The organism is Virgibacillus kekensis, assembly GCF_042654125.1.
In the GTDB taxonomy this organism is placed as follows: Bacteria; Bacillota; Bacilli; order Bacillales; family Amphibacillaceae; genus Lentibacillus; species Lentibacillus kekensis.
Window position 1 is genome coordinate 945,292 of sequence record NZ_JBHSFU010000004.1, and the last position, 18,034, is coordinate 963,325.

Below are 18,034 nucleotides of genomic sequence, written 5' to 3' on the forward strand. Positions count from 1 at the left end.
TAAAATAAAAAGACATTGAAGGAGGCGAATGCTGTGCATGATTTGGATCTTCATCATCTATTTTCACTTGCTCTGATCCTTGTAATAATTGCTGCTTGTATTACCGCAATTGCTATGAAATTTAACAAACCTTACCCCATTGCACTAGTGATAATTGGTGCAGTTATCGGCATGATAAACATTCCGTTTCTTACACCGTTAAAAGAGTTTATTACCGAGGGGGAGGTCTTTAACTTTGCTGTTATCACGTTATTCCTGCCGGCACTATTGGGAGAAGCCGCGCTAAAACTGCCGTTCTCCCATTTGTATGAAAATAAACGACCTATACTGACACTAGCCTTTGGTGGAACCTTTCTCTCGTTTATCGTCATTGGATTTTCATCCATGTGGTTATTGCAATTCTCCATTCCAGCTGCCTTTGTGTTTGCGGCGGTTATGAGTGCAACAGACCCTGTCAGCGTTTTATCGATATTCAAAAACCTCGGGGTGAATAAGCGGCTTTCCACCATTATTGAAGGGGAAAGTTTGTTTAACGATGGTTTAGCAGTTGTGCTTTTTAACATATCTGCTTTCTCCCTGCTTTCTTATTTAGGAATGGGGGTTGAAGGGGTAGGACTTGGCGTATGGGAATTCGTACAAGCGGTCGCACTAGGAGTGATGATCGGAGGAGTTTCCGGATATGTCATCTCCCGGATAACAAAGCAATTTGATGACTATCCACTCGAAATCATTTTCAGTATTATACTTTTTTACGGTGTATTTCTATTGGCGGAAAGTGTTCATGCTTCCGGGGTAATCGCAGTTGTGGTTTCCGCACTTATTTTAGGAAATTACGGAGCGAAAATCGGTATGAGTCCCACCACGAAACTGAATATCAGCAATTTTTGGGATGTTATTACGCTGCTTGCCAATTCACTTGTATTTTTGATGGTTGGCCTGGAAATCACCCGGATTAGTATGGCTGACAAATGGTCTCTTATCTTCCTTGGCATATTAATTGTCCTCGTCGCCAGAAGTATTGCCGTTTACACCAGTACATTATTCACAAAAAATATTCCAACTGCCTGGAAACATACACTTAACTGGGGTGGTCTAAAGGGTTCCCTGTCGATCGCTCTGGTCCTCAGCCTTCCAAGAGACTTCGCCGGACGTGAAGATATTCTGATTGTCGCTTTCAGTGTTGTGCTCTTTTCCCTGGTCGGGCAGGGTCTTACCATACAACCCCTAGTGAACTGGATGGGTGTAAACAAGAAGGAGAAAGGTTATGTAGAATATGAAGCCTTACTGGCCCAAGCGTACAGGTTTGAAAGCGGAATTAAAGAAATTTCCCAGGTAAAACAAAATCTCAGGATTGCAGACGCAGTAACAAAAGAGATTTTTGATGACTATCATGAAAAATTGGATAATATCCAGGGTAAAATTGAGCATCTCTTTGAAGAACATCCTGAATTAAAGGAAAAGCAGCAAAATACTGTCATACGCCATTCGCTTTACGCCCAGCATGAAGCAGTACAGCAACTAAACAAAGAAGACATCATTTCGAATGAAGTTGCTGATGATGTTATTGAACAGATTATGGACCAGCTGGCAGAACTGGAGAGTGAACATTAGAAAAGAGAGTGTTGGTTATGAAGCTTAGGTACTGAGTTACATGGACCTATGCGTCATAACCGCCACGCTCGGCCCAGCCCACTACCGGAAAGAACTTAACGCACATTTCACGGAACCACTGGCGCTTCTCTCGAGCGGCAAAATCGACATACGCTTCCGCCCATTTACGTGCCCAATAGTCCCCATCGTCCAACCGGTCATATCCAGCCGTACCGACCCAATCTTGCCAGGCAAATTCACGTGAATCTTTTATCCCCATCCTCCGCTGTTCCGGTGAATCTATTAAAAATAACCCGCCAAATGACCACCATGCTTGTCCACCGAATGACGCTTCCGGCTCCTGGTCTACTAGAAGCACTTTTTTTCCAGTGTCAGCCAGTTCCTTCGTCGTAACGAGACCAGCAAGACCTGCGCCGACAACAATCACACCATAGCCCGCCACAATACTTCCTCTCTCTTAAATCTGTTTATTTAATAATATTCCAACTATTTAAATAAGTGAATAGAGGGTATTCGACCCATTTGTTGAAGTTTTAAGAAAAAATACTTCACATGCTGCTAATAGTGTTGTATGCTATTAAAATATTTAAAAAAGGAGAATGAAAAATGAGGGTATTAGAAAGAATCAGTAATTTTGTCGGAAGTACATTTGCAGTGTGGGTTTTACTTTTCGCTGTCTTATCATTCCTTCTTCCAACCGGGTTCACCTGGATTGCACCCTATATCGTTCCGCTTCTTGGAATAATTATGTTTGGTATGGGCCTCACGCTTTCCGCCAATGATTTTAAAGAAGTATTTCGTCGACCCAAGGATGTGGCAATAGGAGTAGGTGCACAATTTACAATCATGCCACTGCTTGCATTTGCACTCGCTACTCTCCTACCCGTATCACCAGAAGTTGCGGTCGGGGTTATCCTTGTTGGTTGTTGTCCGGGTGGTACATCATCGAACGTTATGACGTATTTGTCTAAGGGAGATACGGCATTATCTGTTTCCATCACCGCTGTCTCAACGCTGTTAGCACCGTTATTAACGCCTGTTTTGGTATTGTTATTTGCGAGTCAGTGGCTTCCAGTTTCAGCAGGGGCTTTATTTTGGTCCATCGTAAAAATTGTGCTTGTTCCAATCTTGCTTGGACTTCTAGTAAAATACTTATTTGGCAAAAAAATTGAAGCAGGGGTTAAAGCACTGCCTCTTGTGTCGGTAATAGCTATCGTTGCCATTGTTGCTGCTGTGGTTAGTACCAGTCAGGAACAAATAGCCGAAACAGGTGCCCTCATATTTGCGATTGTAGTCCTCCATAATGGCCTTGGTTATCTAATTGGATATGGACTTGGTAAACTATTTAAAATGACTCCAACAAAACAACGCGCTGTGTCGATTGAAGTTGGGATGCAAAACTCAGGGCTCGGTGCGTCATTAGCAGCAATCCACTTCAGTCCGATCGCCGCTGTTCCTAGTGCAATCTTTAGCGTGTGGCACAACATTTCAGGGCCGATCATAGCTACAATCTTTAGAAAAAAACAAGAGAAAGAAAGTGACGAAGAAAATAAGAAGAAATCAGCATAGTTATATGATCAACAGGCTGTCTCTACAAGGTTAAATCTACCTTTTGAGACAGCCTCTTTTTTATGGGATCGTATTAAAAGAAACTTTTTTAGGTAGTCAATGCCAAGTCGTTTTATAGATAAATAGACTCACTAAACAAGAACACATAATGACTATATACCTAATTCTATATAGGTAATTTATCGCCTCTTTTGTAATATAACAGTTACAATATTTACAATATTCTACAATTATTTTACTATTAAACTGTTCCACATTTTGGATAAATTCTTTTTTTATGAAGGGGGCTACCAAAAGAAAATTCTTTTAAAGTAGCAATCTTACAATATCTTATAGGAGGAGTTTTATGGTAAAGAAGAAGGGGTTAATTTTCTCTACGACATTGGCTTTATCCCTTGGTTTGGGAATCGTCAATGCGGATACAACACCTGTTGTAAACAACGGACCAGAACTAACTGCAAAACCTGCAGCCTATACTGGTTCACCAGTTGACCTGGGCATTGCGAACGATGAGAAACTGATCAAAATGCTCAAGGAAAATGGAACCATCGCACAAGATGCTACACCGGCTGAAGCGCAAAAAGCGTTAAGCAATTACTTAGCAGCAAAAGCGAAAAATACTTCCAAGCGAAGTGAGGAAGTACCAGGGAAATCTCTTGGAAATCCGCTTAAAGATGATAAAAGCAACAGTCCTAGTCTGAAAGAAGGTAAAGGTAATAAACTTGGACAGGCTAAAAATGCTGACGTAGATTCAGTGGAAGAAGAAACATATAATGGTGAAGTACGTAAGGATAAAGTACTCGTACTTGCTATCGATTTCGCTGATTATGCACATAATAAGATTGAAAAAAGCGAAACAGATATGTGGTATGAGAACTATCCACTTTCCCATTATCAGGATATGATTTTCGGTGACAATGGTTATGAAGGACCGAACGGCGAAAACCTTACTTCCATGAAACAGTATTTTGAAGCACAATCCGGCGGCAGCTACACTGTCGAAGGAGACGTAGCTGGCTGGTACACTGCGGATCATCCTGCAGCATACTACGGTGGCAACTATCCTGCTCCGGATGGAAGTGACGCACGACCTAGACAACTGGTATATGAAGCACTTACTAAAGCTGGACAGGATCCTAATGTTGATTTAAGTGAATATGACGTTTGGGACCGTGACGACTATGATGGCGATGGCGTAAAAGCTGAGCCAGACGGTATCATTGACCACCTGATGGTAATCCATGCTGGTGTCGGTGAAGAAGCTGGCGGCGGTAAACTTGGTGGCGATGCCATTTGGTCACACCGCTGGAACCTTGGTGGACTGATTGCAGTTCCAGGTGGCGAGTCTGATAGTGACCGTTTCGGTGGTCTTTTGGCTGCTTACGATTACACTATCGAGCCTGAAGATGGCGCAGCTGGTGTGTTCACCCACGAATATGCACACGATCTTGGTGTTCCGGATGAATATGACACTATCTACAGTGGCGCTGGTGCAGCAGTTGAATACTGGTCGTTGATGGCTGCTGGTAGCTGGGCTGGAGATATTCCAGGAACAGAACCACCTGGTATGAGTCCTTTTGCAAAAGAAATGCTGCAAGACCTTCACGGTGGAAATTGGTTAAGCGGAACAACCCTTCATGCTGATGATATTACAAGCGAAGGTAAAAACGTTCTTCTGGACCAGGCAGTAACTAAAGGTACAAACAATGACGCTGTACGAGTTGACCTTCCAGACAAGGTAAATGTATTGAACACCCCTGCTGCAGGTAACTTTGAGTATTATGGCGGACAAGGCGATGAGATTGATAACAAAATGGTTGCAAGTGTCGATCTGACAAACGCAACTTCTGCAACACTAGATTTCGATGCATGGTATAACATTGAATCTGATTGGGATTTCGCTATGGTTCAAGTTTCTACAGATGGTGGACAAACCTGGGAATCACTGGCTACTGAAAGAACTACAAATGAAATTCATCCTAATGGATATCCTGCAATCAAGGAAAATCTACCAGGATACACTGGCTCAAGTGATGGATGGGTTCACGAATCTATCGACCTAAGCAAATATGCTGGACAGGAAATCAAAATCCAGTTCCGTTATATGACTGACTGGGCAACCAACATGGATGGATTCTTCGCAGACAATGTAACCGTAACTGCAGACGGCGAAGAAGTATTCTTTGACGGAGCAGAAGGTGAACCAGTATTTGATCTAAACGGATTTGAAAAAGATAATGGTAAGTACACGTCTAACCATTACTACCTGCTTGAGTGGAGAACCCACAATGGTGTTGACGAAGGTCTTGCTCATATTCGTCGTGGCGCAAGCCTAATGAGCTATGATGAAGGTCTTGTTGTTTGGTATGTCGATGAATCGTATGACAACAACTGGACTGGCGCACACCCTGGGGATGGCTTCCTTGGTGTAGTAGATGCCGACCAGCACACCCTTTACTGGAGTGACGGAGCAGTTGGCTCAACTCGTTACCAGATTCACGACGCGGCCTTCAATTACGAGAAAACTGAAAAAATGTTCCTGAACTATCCAGGACAATTTACAATGACAGACAACTTTACAAAACGCACTCCACTGTTCAGTGACAGCGCCGATTGGAGCAATCCAGGTCTGGTTGACGCTGGCCGGAACGTACCTGAATACGGACTTAACTTCCGTGTAACCGGTCAGAGCGACGACGGTACAGTTGGTAAAGTATTGATCTTTAAGTAAATCTAGCTTGATAGAACCTGCCTTCCCATTGCGAATGGCAGGTTTTTTGTGGGACACGGGGTCTTTATGGGACATCGGGGTCAGACCCCGATGTCCCACTTTTTCTTGTCAGTTTGTCAGTTATTAAGGACCATTATTATGGCTGATTGGGCGATATTATCACTTCTTTTGTCGTATAATGTTTTAAATATTTACAATATTCAATAATGATATTATCATATAAATGATTCATGCTTGTCTTACTATTTTTTTGCAAAAGGAGGCATCTAAATAGGTCAAAAGGTTTACTTACCCAAAAACAGTATAGGAGGCGTTACATGGTTATGAAGAAGAAAGGACTACTCCTCTCAGCAACGCTCGCACTATCATTAGGATTAGGAAGCGTGAGCGCAGAATCAGTATCTTCAGGTGATGCAGATGCTGATTTATCCGAAAAACTTGCAAAACATTCAGGAGCACCCTTTGATATTAGTATTGCCAATGACGACAGATTAATAGAAATGCTGAAAAGAGAAGGTAAAATTGCCAAAGGTACTTCTCCTGCTGAAGCTCAAAATGTTTTAGGGAAATATTTAAAGAAGAAATCCTCAAATGCTGGAAAAACACTTGATGAATTACCAAAAGGGTTCAATAACGGTAAAGGAAATAAATTAGGAATTGCTAAAAGAAATAATACAGACCCCTCTGTAACTGATCCATACGACGGAGAGAACCGCAGTGATAAAGTATTAGTACTTGCCATTGAGTTTCCAGACTACAATCACAGTTCTATTACCAAAGAGGAAACGGATATGTGGTACGAAAATTACCCACTATCACATTTTCAGGATATGGTTTTTGGAAGTGAAGGGTATGAAGGACCGAACGGCGAAAATCTTGTATCAATGAAACAATATTACGAAAAGCAGTCAGGTGGAAGCTATACTGTCGATGGTACGGTAGCCGGTTGGTATACTGCAGATAATCCGGCTGCGTATTATGGTGGTAATTATCCAGCACCTGACGGAAATGATGCACGTCCAAGGGAATTGGTTTACGAAGCACTATCTAAAGCGGGGGCTGATCCTAATGTCGATTTAAGCGAATATGACGTTTGGGACCGTGATGACTATGACGGTGACGGTGTCTACAATGAGCCGGATGGTATAATCGATCACTTGATGGTAATTCATGCCGGCGTAGGTGAAGAAGCTGGTGGTGGCTCTCTTGGTGGCGATGCGATTTGGTCACACCGCTGGAACCTTGGTGGATTAATAGCTGTTCCAGGTGGTACTTCTGATAGCGACCGTTTCGGGGGATTATTAGGAGCTTACGATTATACAATCGAGCCTGAAGACGGTGCTGCCGGGGTATTTATTCACGAGTATGGTCATGATTTAGGCCTTCCTGATGAATATGATACTATCTACAGTGGTGCAGGTGAAGCTGTTGCTTACTGGTCCGTAATGGCTAGCGGCAGCTGGGCTGGAGATATTCCTGGAACTGAACCTCCTGGTTTCAGTGCTTATGCCAAAGAAAAACTGCAGGAATGGCATGGAGGTAACTGGTTGAGCGGCGCTACCCTACATTCGGACGAAATAACAAATAAAGGTACAACTGTACTACTTGACGAAGCAGTTACAAAGGGTACAAACAATGATGCAGTACGAGTTAACCTTCCTGATAAAGTTAATGTCTTAAACACACCTGCAGAAGGAGCTTTTGAGTACTACGGTGGTAAGGGCGATGAAGTTGACAATAAAATGGTTACAACTGTCGACCTTACAAATGCCACTAATGCAACGCTTGATTTTGATGCATGGTTCAACATTGAGCAGGATTGGGACTTTGCGATGGTTCAGGTCTCGACCGATGGAGGAGCAACTTGGACTTCATTATCCAGTGAAAGAACCACTGATGTGATTCACCCACAGGGCTATCCTGCAATCAAGGAAAACCTCCCAGGATACACAGGATCAAGTAATGGATGGGTTCATGAAACAATCGATATCAGTGAATATGCAGGGCAGGAAATCCAGCTTCAGTTCCGTTCGATGACCGACTGGGCTACTAATCTGGACGGATTCTTTGCAGATAATGTTTCTGTCACTGCAGATGGTAGTGAGGTATTCTCTGATGGTGCTGAGGGAGAACCAAAGTTCACCCTAGAAGGATTTGAAAAGCACAATGGTAAATACACAACTAATCATTACTACCTTCTTGAGTGGAGAACCCATAACGGTGTAGATGAAGGGTTAGCTCATATTCGCCGTGGCGCCAGCCTGATGAGCTACGACCCTGGTCTTGTTGTCTGGTATGTTGATGAGTCGTATGACAACAACTGGACTGGTGTACACCCTGGCGAAGGATTCCTCGGTGTAGTGGATGCGGACCAGCATGCAAATTACTGGAGCGATGGTGCAGTTGGTTCTACACGCTATCAGTTGCATGATGCTGCTTTCCATTATGAAAAGACTGAAAAAATGTTCCTAGATTACCCTGATTTATTTACAATGAGAGATAATTATACGAAACAGACACCATTATTCGATGACAGTTCGGACTGGAGCAATCCAGGTCTTGTGGACGCTGGACGTAACGTGCCGGAATATGGTCTCAAATTCCGGGTTACAGGACAAAGCGAAGACGGCACAGTCGGTGAAGTGTTGATCTTCAAATAAGCATAAATAAAACCTACCTTCATTTTCCCTGAAGGTAGGTTTTTTATTCCTCGAAGTGGGACACGGGGTCAGACCCCGATGTCCCACTTCATTTCCTACAAACCGCTATGCCGACTGGATAGTGCTTGACCCGGGACACGGAGCCTGTCCCCCTGTTCCGCTCCGCACCAAAGTCAGCTGGCATGATCAGTGCACCTTTTTGAAAATAAAACTCACTGCTCGTATACTCCTCAAAAAGATTTCTGAACTCTCCCTTTGTAAGCTGATGTACATGAAATGGGTAACCGCTAGGAACACCGCGTCCCTCTCCAAAAGGCGTGGACATAATCAGCGTCCCTCCAGGCTTCAGCATCCTGTATATATTACTTAAAAACCGCTTTTCATCTTCAATGTGTTCAATTGTTTCAAAGCTAAGAATACAGTCAAACTGCCCCAACTTCTCCGGCAATTCCGGATCCGTTACATCAGCTTCCATAAAGGTTGAGTTGTGATGAAAATACGTTGCTTTTGCATATTTCACTGACTCAAGGTCAATATCGACGCCAACCACTTCATTCACACGGCCCTTGCTCTTCTTGATAATAATATGAGCTCCGTACCCTGAACCGCACGCAAAATCGAGCACGCGTCCATACGCATGCTCCCTGGCAAAGTGATACCTTGCAACATGCTCAATCAATAATTCATTTGTTATTTTCATTTTTTCAGGAATAACTCGTTCACCTGTATCCTCTAGCAATATGCTCACCGCTAACATTATTATTTTCGTTCTATTTTAACACAGGTATTTTAAAAATGGTTTTTTCCTCCTCGTATATCCGCCTGCACTCAGCTAAAAATATACATACCACCTGATAAAGGAGTTAGAGCATTATGGATAATCAGCGTGCACAAGAGATTATTGACTCACTTGCGATGGTAAATGTGAGCTACCGGGGAATCCCGGTTTATATAAAGGAAGTTCACAACAGTGAAATGGCAACTGTATTTCCGCTCGACGAGATGAACCACGAGCAGCAGGTTGACCTGAAAGGACTTTCTGAACAAGGTACCTTTTAATCAGATAAAAATCCCTCCTTTTGCTTAATTTTCCATTTGTATTTTTATAAAAAAAGCAGAAATTAAGTCAAAAGGAGGTTACTTTAAGGTGAAAAAGATAAATAAACTTCTACTATGTTTACTTAGTATTGTGTTAATTACGCTTGCAGCCTGCGGAGGTAATGAAGAAGCAGGACAGCAGGAAGAGGAAGAGCTGTTTGCTTCAAGTACAGCAACAGACCAGCCGAGTGACGATCGGCCCAATACCCGCAATATTGGAAATCGGGATAATGAAAATGGATTGAATGAAGATGACCCTGGAATGGACCTGGGAGCGCAAACCGGAGATGAGGAGCAAAATACAGGGAACAATGAACAAAACCGGGAATTTCCTTTTGAGGATGGAGACCTTGGAAACGGTAATATAACTGGCGGCGATAATCCTCCCAACAGGAATGGCCAAAATCAGGATGATCAGCTTAACGGGGACCGCAATCGTGATACCGGACTGAATGAATTCGAGACGCAGCAGGGATTCAGTGAATATTCTGCAACAGTAGTTAAGTTAACAAATCAGCAACGCCGAAATGCAGGTTTATCTGAACTTAAGATAAGCAAGAAATTAAGCCAGGTTGCTAGAAAGAAATCAATGGACATGAATAACAAAGATTACTTTTCGCACAACAGTCCAACATATGGATCTCCTTTCGACATGATGCAGGAATTCAATGTTTCCTACCAGTCCGCAGGAGAAAATATTGCACGTGGCCAGCAGACACCACAACAGGTGGTCGGAGGTTGGATGGACAGCCCGGGACACCGTGCCAACATCCTGAATGAAAACTTCACCCATATCGGTGTAGGTTACGTAGAAGACGGCAACTACTGGACCCAAATGTTTATCCAAAAGAAATAAAGGGACAAGGGGACAGGCACCTTGTCCCAGCCTTGGAGCTGGGACGGGAGCCTGTCCCAATTTTATGTTATGCTTACATCAGAAACCCGATAGTAATAGTTGGGATTATGGGGAGGTTGAAAACTTATGAAAAAATTCTGGAATGGCTATATAGAAGCATCACTTATTGTTAAGATTACGATTGCACTTATACTTGGAGTTATTGTTGGATTGATTTTTGGCAAAGACGCTGCGGTACTGGCGCCTTTTGGCGACCTATTGATTAGGCTGCTTAAATTCCTGATTGTACCGCTTGTGTTATTCACTTTAATAGTCGGTGTCAACCAGACCAGACTGGGAGATCTTGGCCGAATGGGTGGAAAGGTGTTTATTTATTATCTTGCAACTTCTGCCATAGCAATAATAGTAGGACTTGCTGTGTCAGGGTTTTTCGACCCAGGTACAGGGATGACCCTGGATACCGAAGAGGAGTTTAATGTTCCAGAAAATCCAGGTCTCGCAAGCGTTCTTTTAAATATTGTACCGGATAATATTATCACCGCTTTCAGTGAACTGAATCTACTGGGAATTATTTTTACCGCGATTGCTTTTGGCATTGCAATTTCTGCACTTCGCTCATCAAGCGAACACGCTGAATTGGGAGAGAGTGTATATAAAGTTGTTAACGGATTGAATGAGGCTACTTTGTCCATCATGAAGGTCATCATCCAGTATGTGCCGATCGGTGTCTTTGCGATTGTAGCTGAGATTGTTGGTAACCAGGGACTGAGCACCCTGCTCGAACTGGGTAATATGATTGCCGTTCTATACGTTGCATTATTTGTTCAGCTGGTATTTTATATTATTCTGCTAATCCTAACCAAAACAAACATAAAACAGTTCTTCAAACATGCGCGTACCCCTATGATTACGGCATTTGTGACGCAGAGCAGCTCGGGGACATTGCCGCTTACCTTGAATGCTGCCAGAGAGTTAAACCTGTCCAGGAGTCTTTATGGGTTCAGTCTACCGCTTGGCGCCACAATCAATATGGACGGTGCAGCCATCAGGATTGCAGTTTCCGCTGCATTTGCTGCAAACATCGTCGGTGATCCTCTGAGTTTTACCGATATGCTTCAGGTTGTAATTGTTGGTACGTTAGCATCCGTCGGTACTGCTGGCGTTCCGGGTGCTGGAATCATCATGATTGCGACTGTCTTCGCACAGCTCGGTCTGCCTATGGAAGCAGTTGGTCTCCTAGCTGCGATTGACGTACTTGTTGGGATGGGTTGTACAGCTCTAAATGTTACGGGCGACCTGGCAGGAACCACGGTTGTCAACAAAACAGAAGCGAATCGTGCTGAAAACCAGCCATCGTGATTAAAAATCGCTATGCCCCGCTCACAGGGGCATAGTAATTTTTTGTATACTAGTTCCAAATTCCGACAGACTTCTCAGGCAGAATAACCTATACTTTGGACATGCTAAAAAATAGGAGTGAAGAAGATGAGGAAAATTTTTAAGTTGGCTGTGCTAACTATCGTAATGAGTTTGCTGTTTACCACCGGGGTATCCGCCAAAGAGGATAACGGTAAAAAATCCTTCGTGGCACTCGGGGATTCGATTCCATTTGGGTACAATCTTAGCAATAGTAACAACAATGCAACTGCAAGAGTCGCCTTCCCGTATCTGATTGGAAAAGAAGGTGATCTCCGCGTCCGAAACCTTGGAGTGCCGGGATGGACAACCGGTCAGCTATTGGAGGCTGTAAAAAATGATGAGAAGTACCGTCAGGCATTGCACCATGCAGATTATGTATCCTTGACGATCGGAAGTAATGATTTGTTGGATGCATTAGCGGCAGCAGGCAGTCCGAATGGTGGTGGCTTGATGGAAGAAATCGGGAAAAGGAAAACATTCGAAAACATCAGCAACATAGTTAAAGAAGTAAATCAGCTGTCGGACGCAAAGGTTGTTGTATACAATGTCTATAATCCATTTCCTGCGGGGACCGACCTCCATAATCTTGGTGATACTATTCTTCCGTTAATCAATGGAAAAATCTTTGCTACTGTACCAACCGTGATGCACGCCGATGCCTACACGGCTTTCGGGGATAACCAAGCCATATTTATCTTAGGTAACGATATCCACCCCACAGAGGAAGGACAAGAGATACTCTCAGCAATAGGGCTCGAAGCATTAGGGCTGACAGAATAAGGCAAGAATGAGGCTCGGGCTGCTCTGTCCGGGTCTGATTTTTTTCATTTCAGCTTGCGTTTTGTATATGCTCGCTCGAGTTTAGGGTGCACTGGCTCGAGTTTGAGGACTGCTCGCTCGACTTCAGGGTACACTCGCTCGACTATGAGGTCTTCTCGCTCGATTTTCTATTGCCATCCATCCTTAAAAGAAAAACATGAGAATCTCGACTCCGAACACTACTACATAAATAACTGTTCTGACAGCATTTTCTTTTTTGGAGATCTGAGCTCATTTCACCAAGTACCTTTGATACAGAAGCACACACCATATTCCTAAGAACACTAGCCACTGTCCTATCACGTCATCCAAAATAACTATTAACCTTAATACAGCCAATCCTAAAAATAGGAGACCAATATCCCCTATCACCATATATAGATGTCTTTTCTGCTTCTCTTCATCCATAAGTGGACCTCCTCGGATTAAAAAATTCAACTATAGATAACCATCTTGTCATTTTCATAAATTTTCACTCTCTACTCACTTGTTTACCCCTATTCTGCCCCGGGAATAAAGGTTTGTGGATTTATCATGAAGGAGGCGTTAAAATTGGGTAAAACAATTTTGATAACCGGAGCTGGTTCCGGGCTTGGAAAAGGCACAGCAATTGGCCTTGCAAAACAGGGGCACCGCGTCATTGCACCCGTGGAGATACACGCACAGGAAACAGCATTGATGGAGGCTGCGGACGAAGCTGGCGTTGATCTGGAGATTTTCAAGATGGATATTACCAATCTAGACGACCAGTTAAATATGCTGGAGTACGACTTTGATATATTTGTAGCGAATGCCGCAATTAATGAAGGCGGTCCACTTGGCGAGGTGCCTATGTCTGTTTTCCGCCAGATTTTTGAAGTAAATGTTTTCAGCACGTTGGAGACAGCACAAATAGCTGCACGCAAACTTGTGGAAAAAGGAAATGGAAAAATCATTTTCATGTCATCGATGGCAGGTCTTATGGCTACACCGTACAGCGGATTATATGCTGCTTCAAAGCATGCGATAGAAGCTATAGCTAAAACAATGCAGAAAGAGCTTCACCAGCACGGTGTAAAAGTCGCAACCATTAATCCCGGTCCATTTGAAACAGGGTTTAATGACCGGGCAGTCGAGGCCAAATGGAAATGGTTCGATGAGGATGTTCACTTTACACCTGCTGAGGATATGAAAGAACAGGAAAAAGGGATGAACAACCAGTTTGATCCACAGGATATGATTGATAAGATGATTGAGATTATTCCAAAGGACTCACATAAGTTCCGGACCGTTTATCCCGAAGAAACTGAAAAACAAATGAAAGATCAGGAAAAAGAATTCTGGGAAAAAGAAATCTAGAAACAAGAAAAGCAATAGCTTTGGCCGAAGAAGCCATCTGCTATTGCTTTTATTTCTATCTAAGCCACTTTATGAATATCTCTATCTTCTTTGTTGAAAATCACATTATCCAATGACAGTGCTTTGCTTCCGTTAATTGCCAGGAATACCGCCATAGCAAGGAATGCCAAATCCAGTTCATATCCTGCCATTTGTCCATTACCCAGGAAACCGATTGTCAATTTGACTTTTAGTATAGCACCAACCATTATAATGGAAAGCAGTCCGGCAACAACACGCGTACCCAGACCTACTACCAACAGTATGCCACCAACGAGTTCAAGAGATGCTACAACATAGGCCAGAAAACCAGGGATACCAATACTATCAAACCACATGGCTGTATTGGCAACTCCTCCCTGGAACTTGTCCAATCCATGGACAAAAAAGCTGATTCCCAGTACCACGCGTAGAATTAACGTACTTACTTCATATTTATTCATTCCTAATACCTCCAATAATTAATTTTTTTCAATAGAATCAAGAAGCCATTCCCTAACATCATGATAATTTTGTTCCGAGACCCCGTGAGCAACCTGGTATTCTTTAAAAGTTACCTGGGCCCCTAAATTAGAGAAATATTTGTTACTAGCCAGGCCCCATTCAAATGGCAACACCGGATCCATCTGGCCATGTGAAATAAACAAAGATGTCTGTTTTACTGATGCGGAGCTGTTCTCATCCTTTACAAATTCAGGTATATAACCACTGAGCGCAGCAATTCCACGAATTTTTTCGCCTAGTTTCAGGCCAATCGACTTAGCCAAAATAGCTCCCTGGCTAAATCCAAGCAAATATACGCGAGATCTATCAATTGGATATTCATCCACTGCATAGTCGATAAAATCTGTTAATTTACCGATTACTGTGTCAAACGTATCTCTGTGCGGCTTCCCAAAACCCTCTATCGTAAAAAAGGCAAACCCGGGAGGTTGTTGTAACGGACCGCGGATACTGAATATATAAAAGTGGTCTTCCAAGCCACTCAGCAGTGAAAGCATATCCTGTTCGTTACTCCCCATACCATGCATTGCAAAGATTACTGGATAAGTTTTCTGTGACTCTTCTTCCGCTGGCTTACGAAGCACATATTCCATTGGTGAGTTCATAACTCGATCCCCCTCCCTATAGTTTCAATTAAGAATAATATATTCATATTTGAAAACATAAAGATAAAAAAATAAAAGCTCACTCAAACTAATTGTTTTTCATTATGAATATTTATTATCTATAAGATAACAACAAACACTATAGAATGTCAACTTATTTTTTGCTAATATAGAATTAAGTTGTTTATAAAGATATACATGAGGTGAATATGTTGGAAATCGGTTCTAAAATCCGTACTATTAGAAACAGAAAAAAAATAACTATAGCAAAAATGAGTGAAGCGACAGGACTCTCAAAAGGATTCATCAGTAATGTGGAAAATAATAATACCTCCCCATCCATCAACACCCTGCAAACATTATCCAGATATTTAAATGTACCATTGACCTACTTGCTGCTGGAAAAGAAACAGCAAATGCGGGTAGTGCGAAAAGATGAACGCGCATATTCCTCATTCAATAATCTGAAGATCCAACATTTAACTTCCAAGGGTGGACTGAGAATGATGCAGGTGGAATTCCCTCCTGGCACCTCAATGGGAGAAACCAATGCTCACGAGGGTGAGGAATGTCATTTAGTCCTAGAGGGAGAACTTCTTGCTGAACAGGGAGAGGACTCCACGGTTGTGAAGAAAGGCGACTCCTTCAGCTGGAATGCAAGCGTCCCCCATTTTGTTAAAAATATTGGTGAGGGAAAAGCTGTAGTATTAATATCAGTATACTCGGATACGGAATTTACGGATATCTAATAAAAAACCATTTTAGGAAGCCAGATTTTGGTTAAATAATATCTGACGGACCATTAATGATGGTCCGTTTAACTGCTGATAACACAGAGGAGCTAAAAAAAGAATTAAAGAACAAATTAGCCTCGAAAAAGGTTGCTTTCTAAATTTATTTTTTGTCCTGAAAAAGAGAACAACTTGAAGGAGGAATATTAATGTCTGAACCAACAAATCAGGAGATCTTGAATGAACTCAGGAAAATAAATCATAAACTTGACCAAATTGATAATAAACCAAAGGGAATTTCGGCTCCCATGGCAATAGTTGCACTATTATTAGGCTTTGTAATCCTCGGTCCGATTATTTCAATGTTAATTATGTCGTTATTTTAACTGATTAAATACACCAGTAACTCTCAGATACAATACGGAGCGTTACTGGTGTATTTAAACGTGTCCATATGACTTAACTATTAATGTTAACAGGCTTCCCCAAATCTTTTACCCTTATAGCCCGCCTCAATCAAGTAATGGTTCTTACTTATTACGCATATTAATTCATAATCCTTCTCTTAATCATGCATTTCCAACACCCCATTTGTGTCCAATTATTAAACTAAGATTTATCTTCCCATTTAATTACTGGGGGCATATGCTGATTAAAAAGTGGAGGTATTTATATGTTCAGGTACCCTTATTACGATGTACCACAGTACTATCCAATGGAGGATTATAATCAAAATATTACTTGGGATATCCGTCAACAGCCAACTGCACAGGAGATTTTACAGATTCTTCGTTCGCAGCATTCGAATCTTTATAGCCAAATCCAGCGGGCGGGAATGCCAAGACAGACGGTAGGTTATATTTTTTATTTTGTCATTTACTTTACACTTCAGGCAAACACTAACTTGACAGCAAGCCAGATATATAACCGGTTTCGCCAGCAAATGCCATGGATAAATTTCCTTCTTTTGCAAAATAATGTGCCACAAAACCTGATTGATCGTGTGCTAACTCGCGTCATTGAAATTACATTAAATGCATTGAGACCAGATGATTACGGACAGGGATGGTCTCGCTGGGAAGATTTGGGCGGTACATTGACCTCCGCTCCTGCCGTTGCCTCATGGCAACAAAATCGTCTTGATGTGTTTGCACGTGGAACGGATCAGGCGCTGTACCATAAGTGGTGGGACGGAAGCAACTGGAGTCAATGGGAAACACTTGGCGGAGTATTAACCTCTGCACCGGCAGCCGTCTCTTGGGGACAAAACCGTATAGATGTATTTGTGCGTGGAACCGACCAAAGTCTATACCACAAATGGTGGGATGGTAGAAGCTGGTCCGAATGGGAAAGTCTTGGCGGTACGTTAACGAGCGGACCAGCTGTGTCATCACGCCGGTCCAACCAGCTTGATGTATTTGTCAGGGGGACTGGCAACAGGCTTTATAAAAGAACATGGAATGGAACCAGGTGGGAGAATTGGGAAGATCTTGGTGGAACATTAGCCTCTGAACCTGCCGCCGTCTCATGGGGCCCTAACCGAATTGACGTATTTGCGCGAGGCCAAAATAACGACCTGATTCATAAATGGTGGAATGGTTCCACATGGAGTAACTGGGAAAGCCTTGGCGGAACGTTAACGAGTGCTCCAGCTGTCTCATCACGCCGGCCAAATCAGCTAGATGTATTTGTCCGAGGAACCGGTAATCGTCTCTACAAACGAACATGGAACGGTTCCAGGTGGGAAGATTGGGAGGATCTTGGCGGTACATTAACTTCCGCTCCAGCTGCAGTCTCGTGGGGTCCTAACCGGATTGACGTATTCGCCCGGGGACAGAATCAGAATCTTATTCATTCGTATACTGGACAGTGAAAATTTCAGGACCACTTCGTTAATGAAGTGGTTCTTTTTTACCCATTTTTAAAGTTACCTTTACCTTTTTTGGATTGTGTAGTAGAATAAAAATCGAACATTAAATAATTATTTATCAATATAGTTCGTGAATTGAGTAATTCACAGCAAACACAGCACAAAACTAACAACTAGGAGCGAT

General features: G+C 42.6%; 16 protein-coding genes and 1 pseudogene. 12 read left to right on the forward strand and 5 right to left on the reverse strand.

What is annotated here, in order from left to right:
* Positions 1–33: 33 nt before the first annotated feature.
* Positions 34–1,611 carry a Na+/H+ antiporter gene (locus tag ACFO3D_RS08775; protein WP_390294897.1) on the forward strand — a complete coding sequence of 526 codons (1,578 nt, stop codon included), beginning with the start codon at positions 34–36 and terminating at the stop codon, positions 1,609–1,611.
* 17 nt (positions 1,612–1,628) lie between these two features.
* On the opposite strand, the pseudogene ACFO3D_RS08780 reads toward ACFO3D_RS08775, so the two are convergent.
* Positions 1,629–2,053, reverse strand: a pseudogene (locus ACFO3D_RS08780) (FAD-dependent oxidoreductase); the annotation flags it as partial.
* A 164-nt stretch (positions 2,054–2,217) separates the two neighbouring features.
* Here ACFO3D_RS08780 and ACFO3D_RS08785 point away from each other — a divergent pair.
* The 3 genes from ACFO3D_RS08785 (at position 2,218) to ACFO3D_RS08795 (ending at position 8,571) form a co-directional block, all read left to right on the forward strand.
* Complete coding sequence (locus ACFO3D_RS08785) at positions 2,218–3,180, forward strand: bile acid:sodium symporter family protein (RefSeq protein WP_390294899.1); 963 nt, start codon at positions 2,218–2,220, stop codon at positions 3,178–3,180.
* A 346-nt stretch (positions 3,181–3,526) separates the two neighbouring features.
* The gene (locus ACFO3D_RS08790) at positions 3,527–5,911 is read left to right on the forward strand and encodes an immune inhibitor A domain-containing protein (RefSeq protein ID WP_390294901.1); all 2,385 of its coding nucleotides are present in this window, start codon (positions 3,527–3,529) and stop codon (positions 5,909–5,911) included.
* 323 nt (positions 5,912–6,234) lie between these two features.
* On the forward strand, positions 6,235–8,571 hold the full coding sequence (locus ACFO3D_RS08795; RefSeq protein WP_390295499.1) for an immune inhibitor A domain-containing protein: 2,337 nt from the start codon (positions 6,235–6,237) through the stop codon (positions 8,569–8,571).
* Positions 8,572–8,659: 88 nt separating this feature from the next.
* On the opposite strand, the gene ACFO3D_RS08800 is transcribed toward ACFO3D_RS08795, so the two are convergent.
* A complete protein-coding gene (locus ACFO3D_RS08800; protein ID WP_390294904.1) occupies positions 8,660–9,310 on the reverse strand; it encodes a class I SAM-dependent methyltransferase in 651 nt (216 codons plus the stop codon).
* Between the two features lie 134 nt (positions 9,311–9,444).
* Between ACFO3D_RS08800 and ACFO3D_RS08805 the strand changes: the two genes are divergently transcribed.
* The 4 genes from ACFO3D_RS08805 (at position 9,445) to ACFO3D_RS08820 (ending at position 12,724) form a co-directional block, all read left to right on the forward strand.
* Positions 9,445–9,630, forward strand: a complete 186-nt coding sequence (locus ACFO3D_RS08805; RefSeq protein WP_390294906.1) for an H-type small acid-soluble spore protein — start codon at positions 9,445–9,447, stop codon at positions 9,628–9,630.
* A gap of 88 nt (positions 9,631–9,718) precedes the next feature.
* Positions 9,719–10,525 (forward strand): CAP domain-containing protein, encoded by an 807-nt coding sequence (locus ACFO3D_RS08810; protein ID WP_390294908.1) that lies wholly within the window; start codon positions 9,719–9,721, stop codon positions 10,523–10,525.
* A gap of 126 nt (positions 10,526–10,651) precedes the next feature.
* Complete coding sequence (locus ACFO3D_RS08815) at positions 10,652–11,884, forward strand: dicarboxylate/amino acid:cation symporter (protein WP_390294910.1); 1,233 nt, start codon at positions 10,652–10,654, stop codon at positions 11,882–11,884.
* Positions 11,885–12,010: 126 nt separating this feature from the next.
* Complete coding sequence (locus tag ACFO3D_RS08820) at positions 12,011–12,724, forward strand: SGNH/GDSL hydrolase family protein (RefSeq protein WP_390294912.1); 714 nt, start codon at positions 12,011–12,013, stop codon at positions 12,722–12,724.
* A gap of 270 nt (positions 12,725–12,994) precedes the next feature.
* On the opposite strand, the gene ACFO3D_RS08825 is transcribed toward ACFO3D_RS08820, so the two are convergent.
* Positions 12,995–13,171: a hypothetical protein gene (locus ACFO3D_RS08825; protein WP_390294914.1), complete on the reverse strand. Its 177-nt coding sequence runs from the start codon at positions 13,169–13,171 to the stop codon at positions 12,995–12,997.
* A gap of 144 nt (positions 13,172–13,315) precedes the next feature.
* Here ACFO3D_RS08825 and ACFO3D_RS08830 point away from each other — a divergent pair, with 144 nt between their 5' ends.
* Positions 13,316–14,101, forward strand: coding sequence for an SDR family oxidoreductase (locus ACFO3D_RS08830; RefSeq protein WP_390294916.1), 786 nt, complete (start codon positions 13,316–13,318; stop codon positions 14,099–14,101).
* 59 nt (positions 14,102–14,160) lie between these two features.
* Here ACFO3D_RS08830 and ACFO3D_RS08835 read toward each other — a convergent pair whose 3' ends face one another.
* Positions 14,161–14,583, reverse strand: coding sequence for a DoxX family protein (locus tag ACFO3D_RS08835; protein ID WP_390294919.1), 423 nt, complete (start codon positions 14,581–14,583; stop codon positions 14,161–14,163).
* Positions 14,584–14,601: 18 nt separating this feature from the next.
* Complete coding sequence (locus ACFO3D_RS08840) at positions 14,602–15,249, reverse strand: alpha/beta hydrolase (protein ID WP_390294921.1); 648 nt, start codon at positions 15,247–15,249, stop codon at positions 14,602–14,604.
* Between the two features lie 212 nt (positions 15,250–15,461).
* Between ACFO3D_RS08840 and ACFO3D_RS08845 the strand changes: the two genes are divergently transcribed.
* The 3 genes from ACFO3D_RS08845 to ACFO3D_RS08855 all read left to right on the forward strand — a co-directional run bounded on the left by ACFO3D_RS08845 (position 15,462) and on the right by ACFO3D_RS08855 (position 17,853).
* Positions 15,462–15,998 (forward strand): helix-turn-helix domain-containing protein, encoded by a 537-nt coding sequence (locus tag ACFO3D_RS08845; protein WP_390295501.1) that lies wholly within the window; start codon positions 15,462–15,464, stop codon positions 15,996–15,998.
* Positions 15,999–16,189: 191 nt separating this feature from the next.
* Positions 16,190–16,366, forward strand: a complete 177-nt coding sequence (locus tag ACFO3D_RS08850) for a hypothetical protein (protein ID WP_390294923.1) — start codon at positions 16,190–16,192, stop codon at positions 16,364–16,366.
* Between the two features lie 287 nt (positions 16,367–16,653).
* Complete coding sequence (locus ACFO3D_RS08855) at positions 16,654–17,853, forward strand: PLL family lectin (protein ID WP_390294925.1); 1,200 nt, start codon at positions 16,654–16,656, stop codon at positions 17,851–17,853.
* Positions 17,854–18,034: the final 181 nt, after the last annotated feature.

Bases quoted from the DNA above. Each gene is read 5' to 3' on its own strand.
- ACFO3D_RS08850 (WP_390294923.1), top strand. From the start codon at position 16,190: ATGTCTGAACCAACAAATCAGGAGATCTTGAATGAACTCAGGAAAATA.
- ACFO3D_RS08795 (WP_390295499.1), top strand. From the start codon at position 6,235: ATGAAGAAGAAAGGACTACTCCTCTCAGCAACGCTCGCACTATCATTA.
- ACFO3D_RS08790 (WP_390294901.1), top strand. From the start codon at position 3,527: ATGGTAAAGAAGAAGGGGTTAATTTTCTCTACGACATTGGCTTTATCC.
- ACFO3D_RS08840 (WP_390294921.1), bottom strand. From the start codon at position 15,249: ATGAACTCACCAATGGAATATGTGCTTCGTAAGCCAGCGGAAGAAGAG.
- ACFO3D_RS08785 (WP_390294899.1), top strand. From the start codon at position 2,218: ATGAGGGTATTAGAAAGAATCAGTAATTTTGTCGGAAGTACATTTGCA.
- ACFO3D_RS08835 (WP_390294919.1), bottom strand. From the start codon at position 14,583: ATGAATAAATATGAAGTAAGTACGTTAATTCTACGCGTGGTACTGGGA.
- ACFO3D_RS08825 (WP_390294914.1), bottom strand. From the start codon at position 13,171: ATGGATGAAGAGAAGCAGAAAAGACATCTATATATGGTGATAGGGGAT.
- ACFO3D_RS08820 (WP_390294912.1), top strand. From the start codon at position 12,011: ATGAGGAAAATTTTTAAGTTGGCTGTGCTAACTATCGTAATGAGTTTG.
- ACFO3D_RS08815 (WP_390294910.1), top strand. From the start codon at position 10,652: ATGAAAAAATTCTGGAATGGCTATATAGAAGCATCACTTATTGTTAAG.
- ACFO3D_RS08855 (WP_390294925.1), top strand. From the start codon at position 16,654: ATGTTCAGGTACCCTTATTACGATGTACCACAGTACTATCCAATGGAG.
- ACFO3D_RS08805 (WP_390294906.1), top strand. From the start codon at position 9,445: ATGGATAATCAGCGTGCACAAGAGATTATTGACTCACTTGCGATGGTA.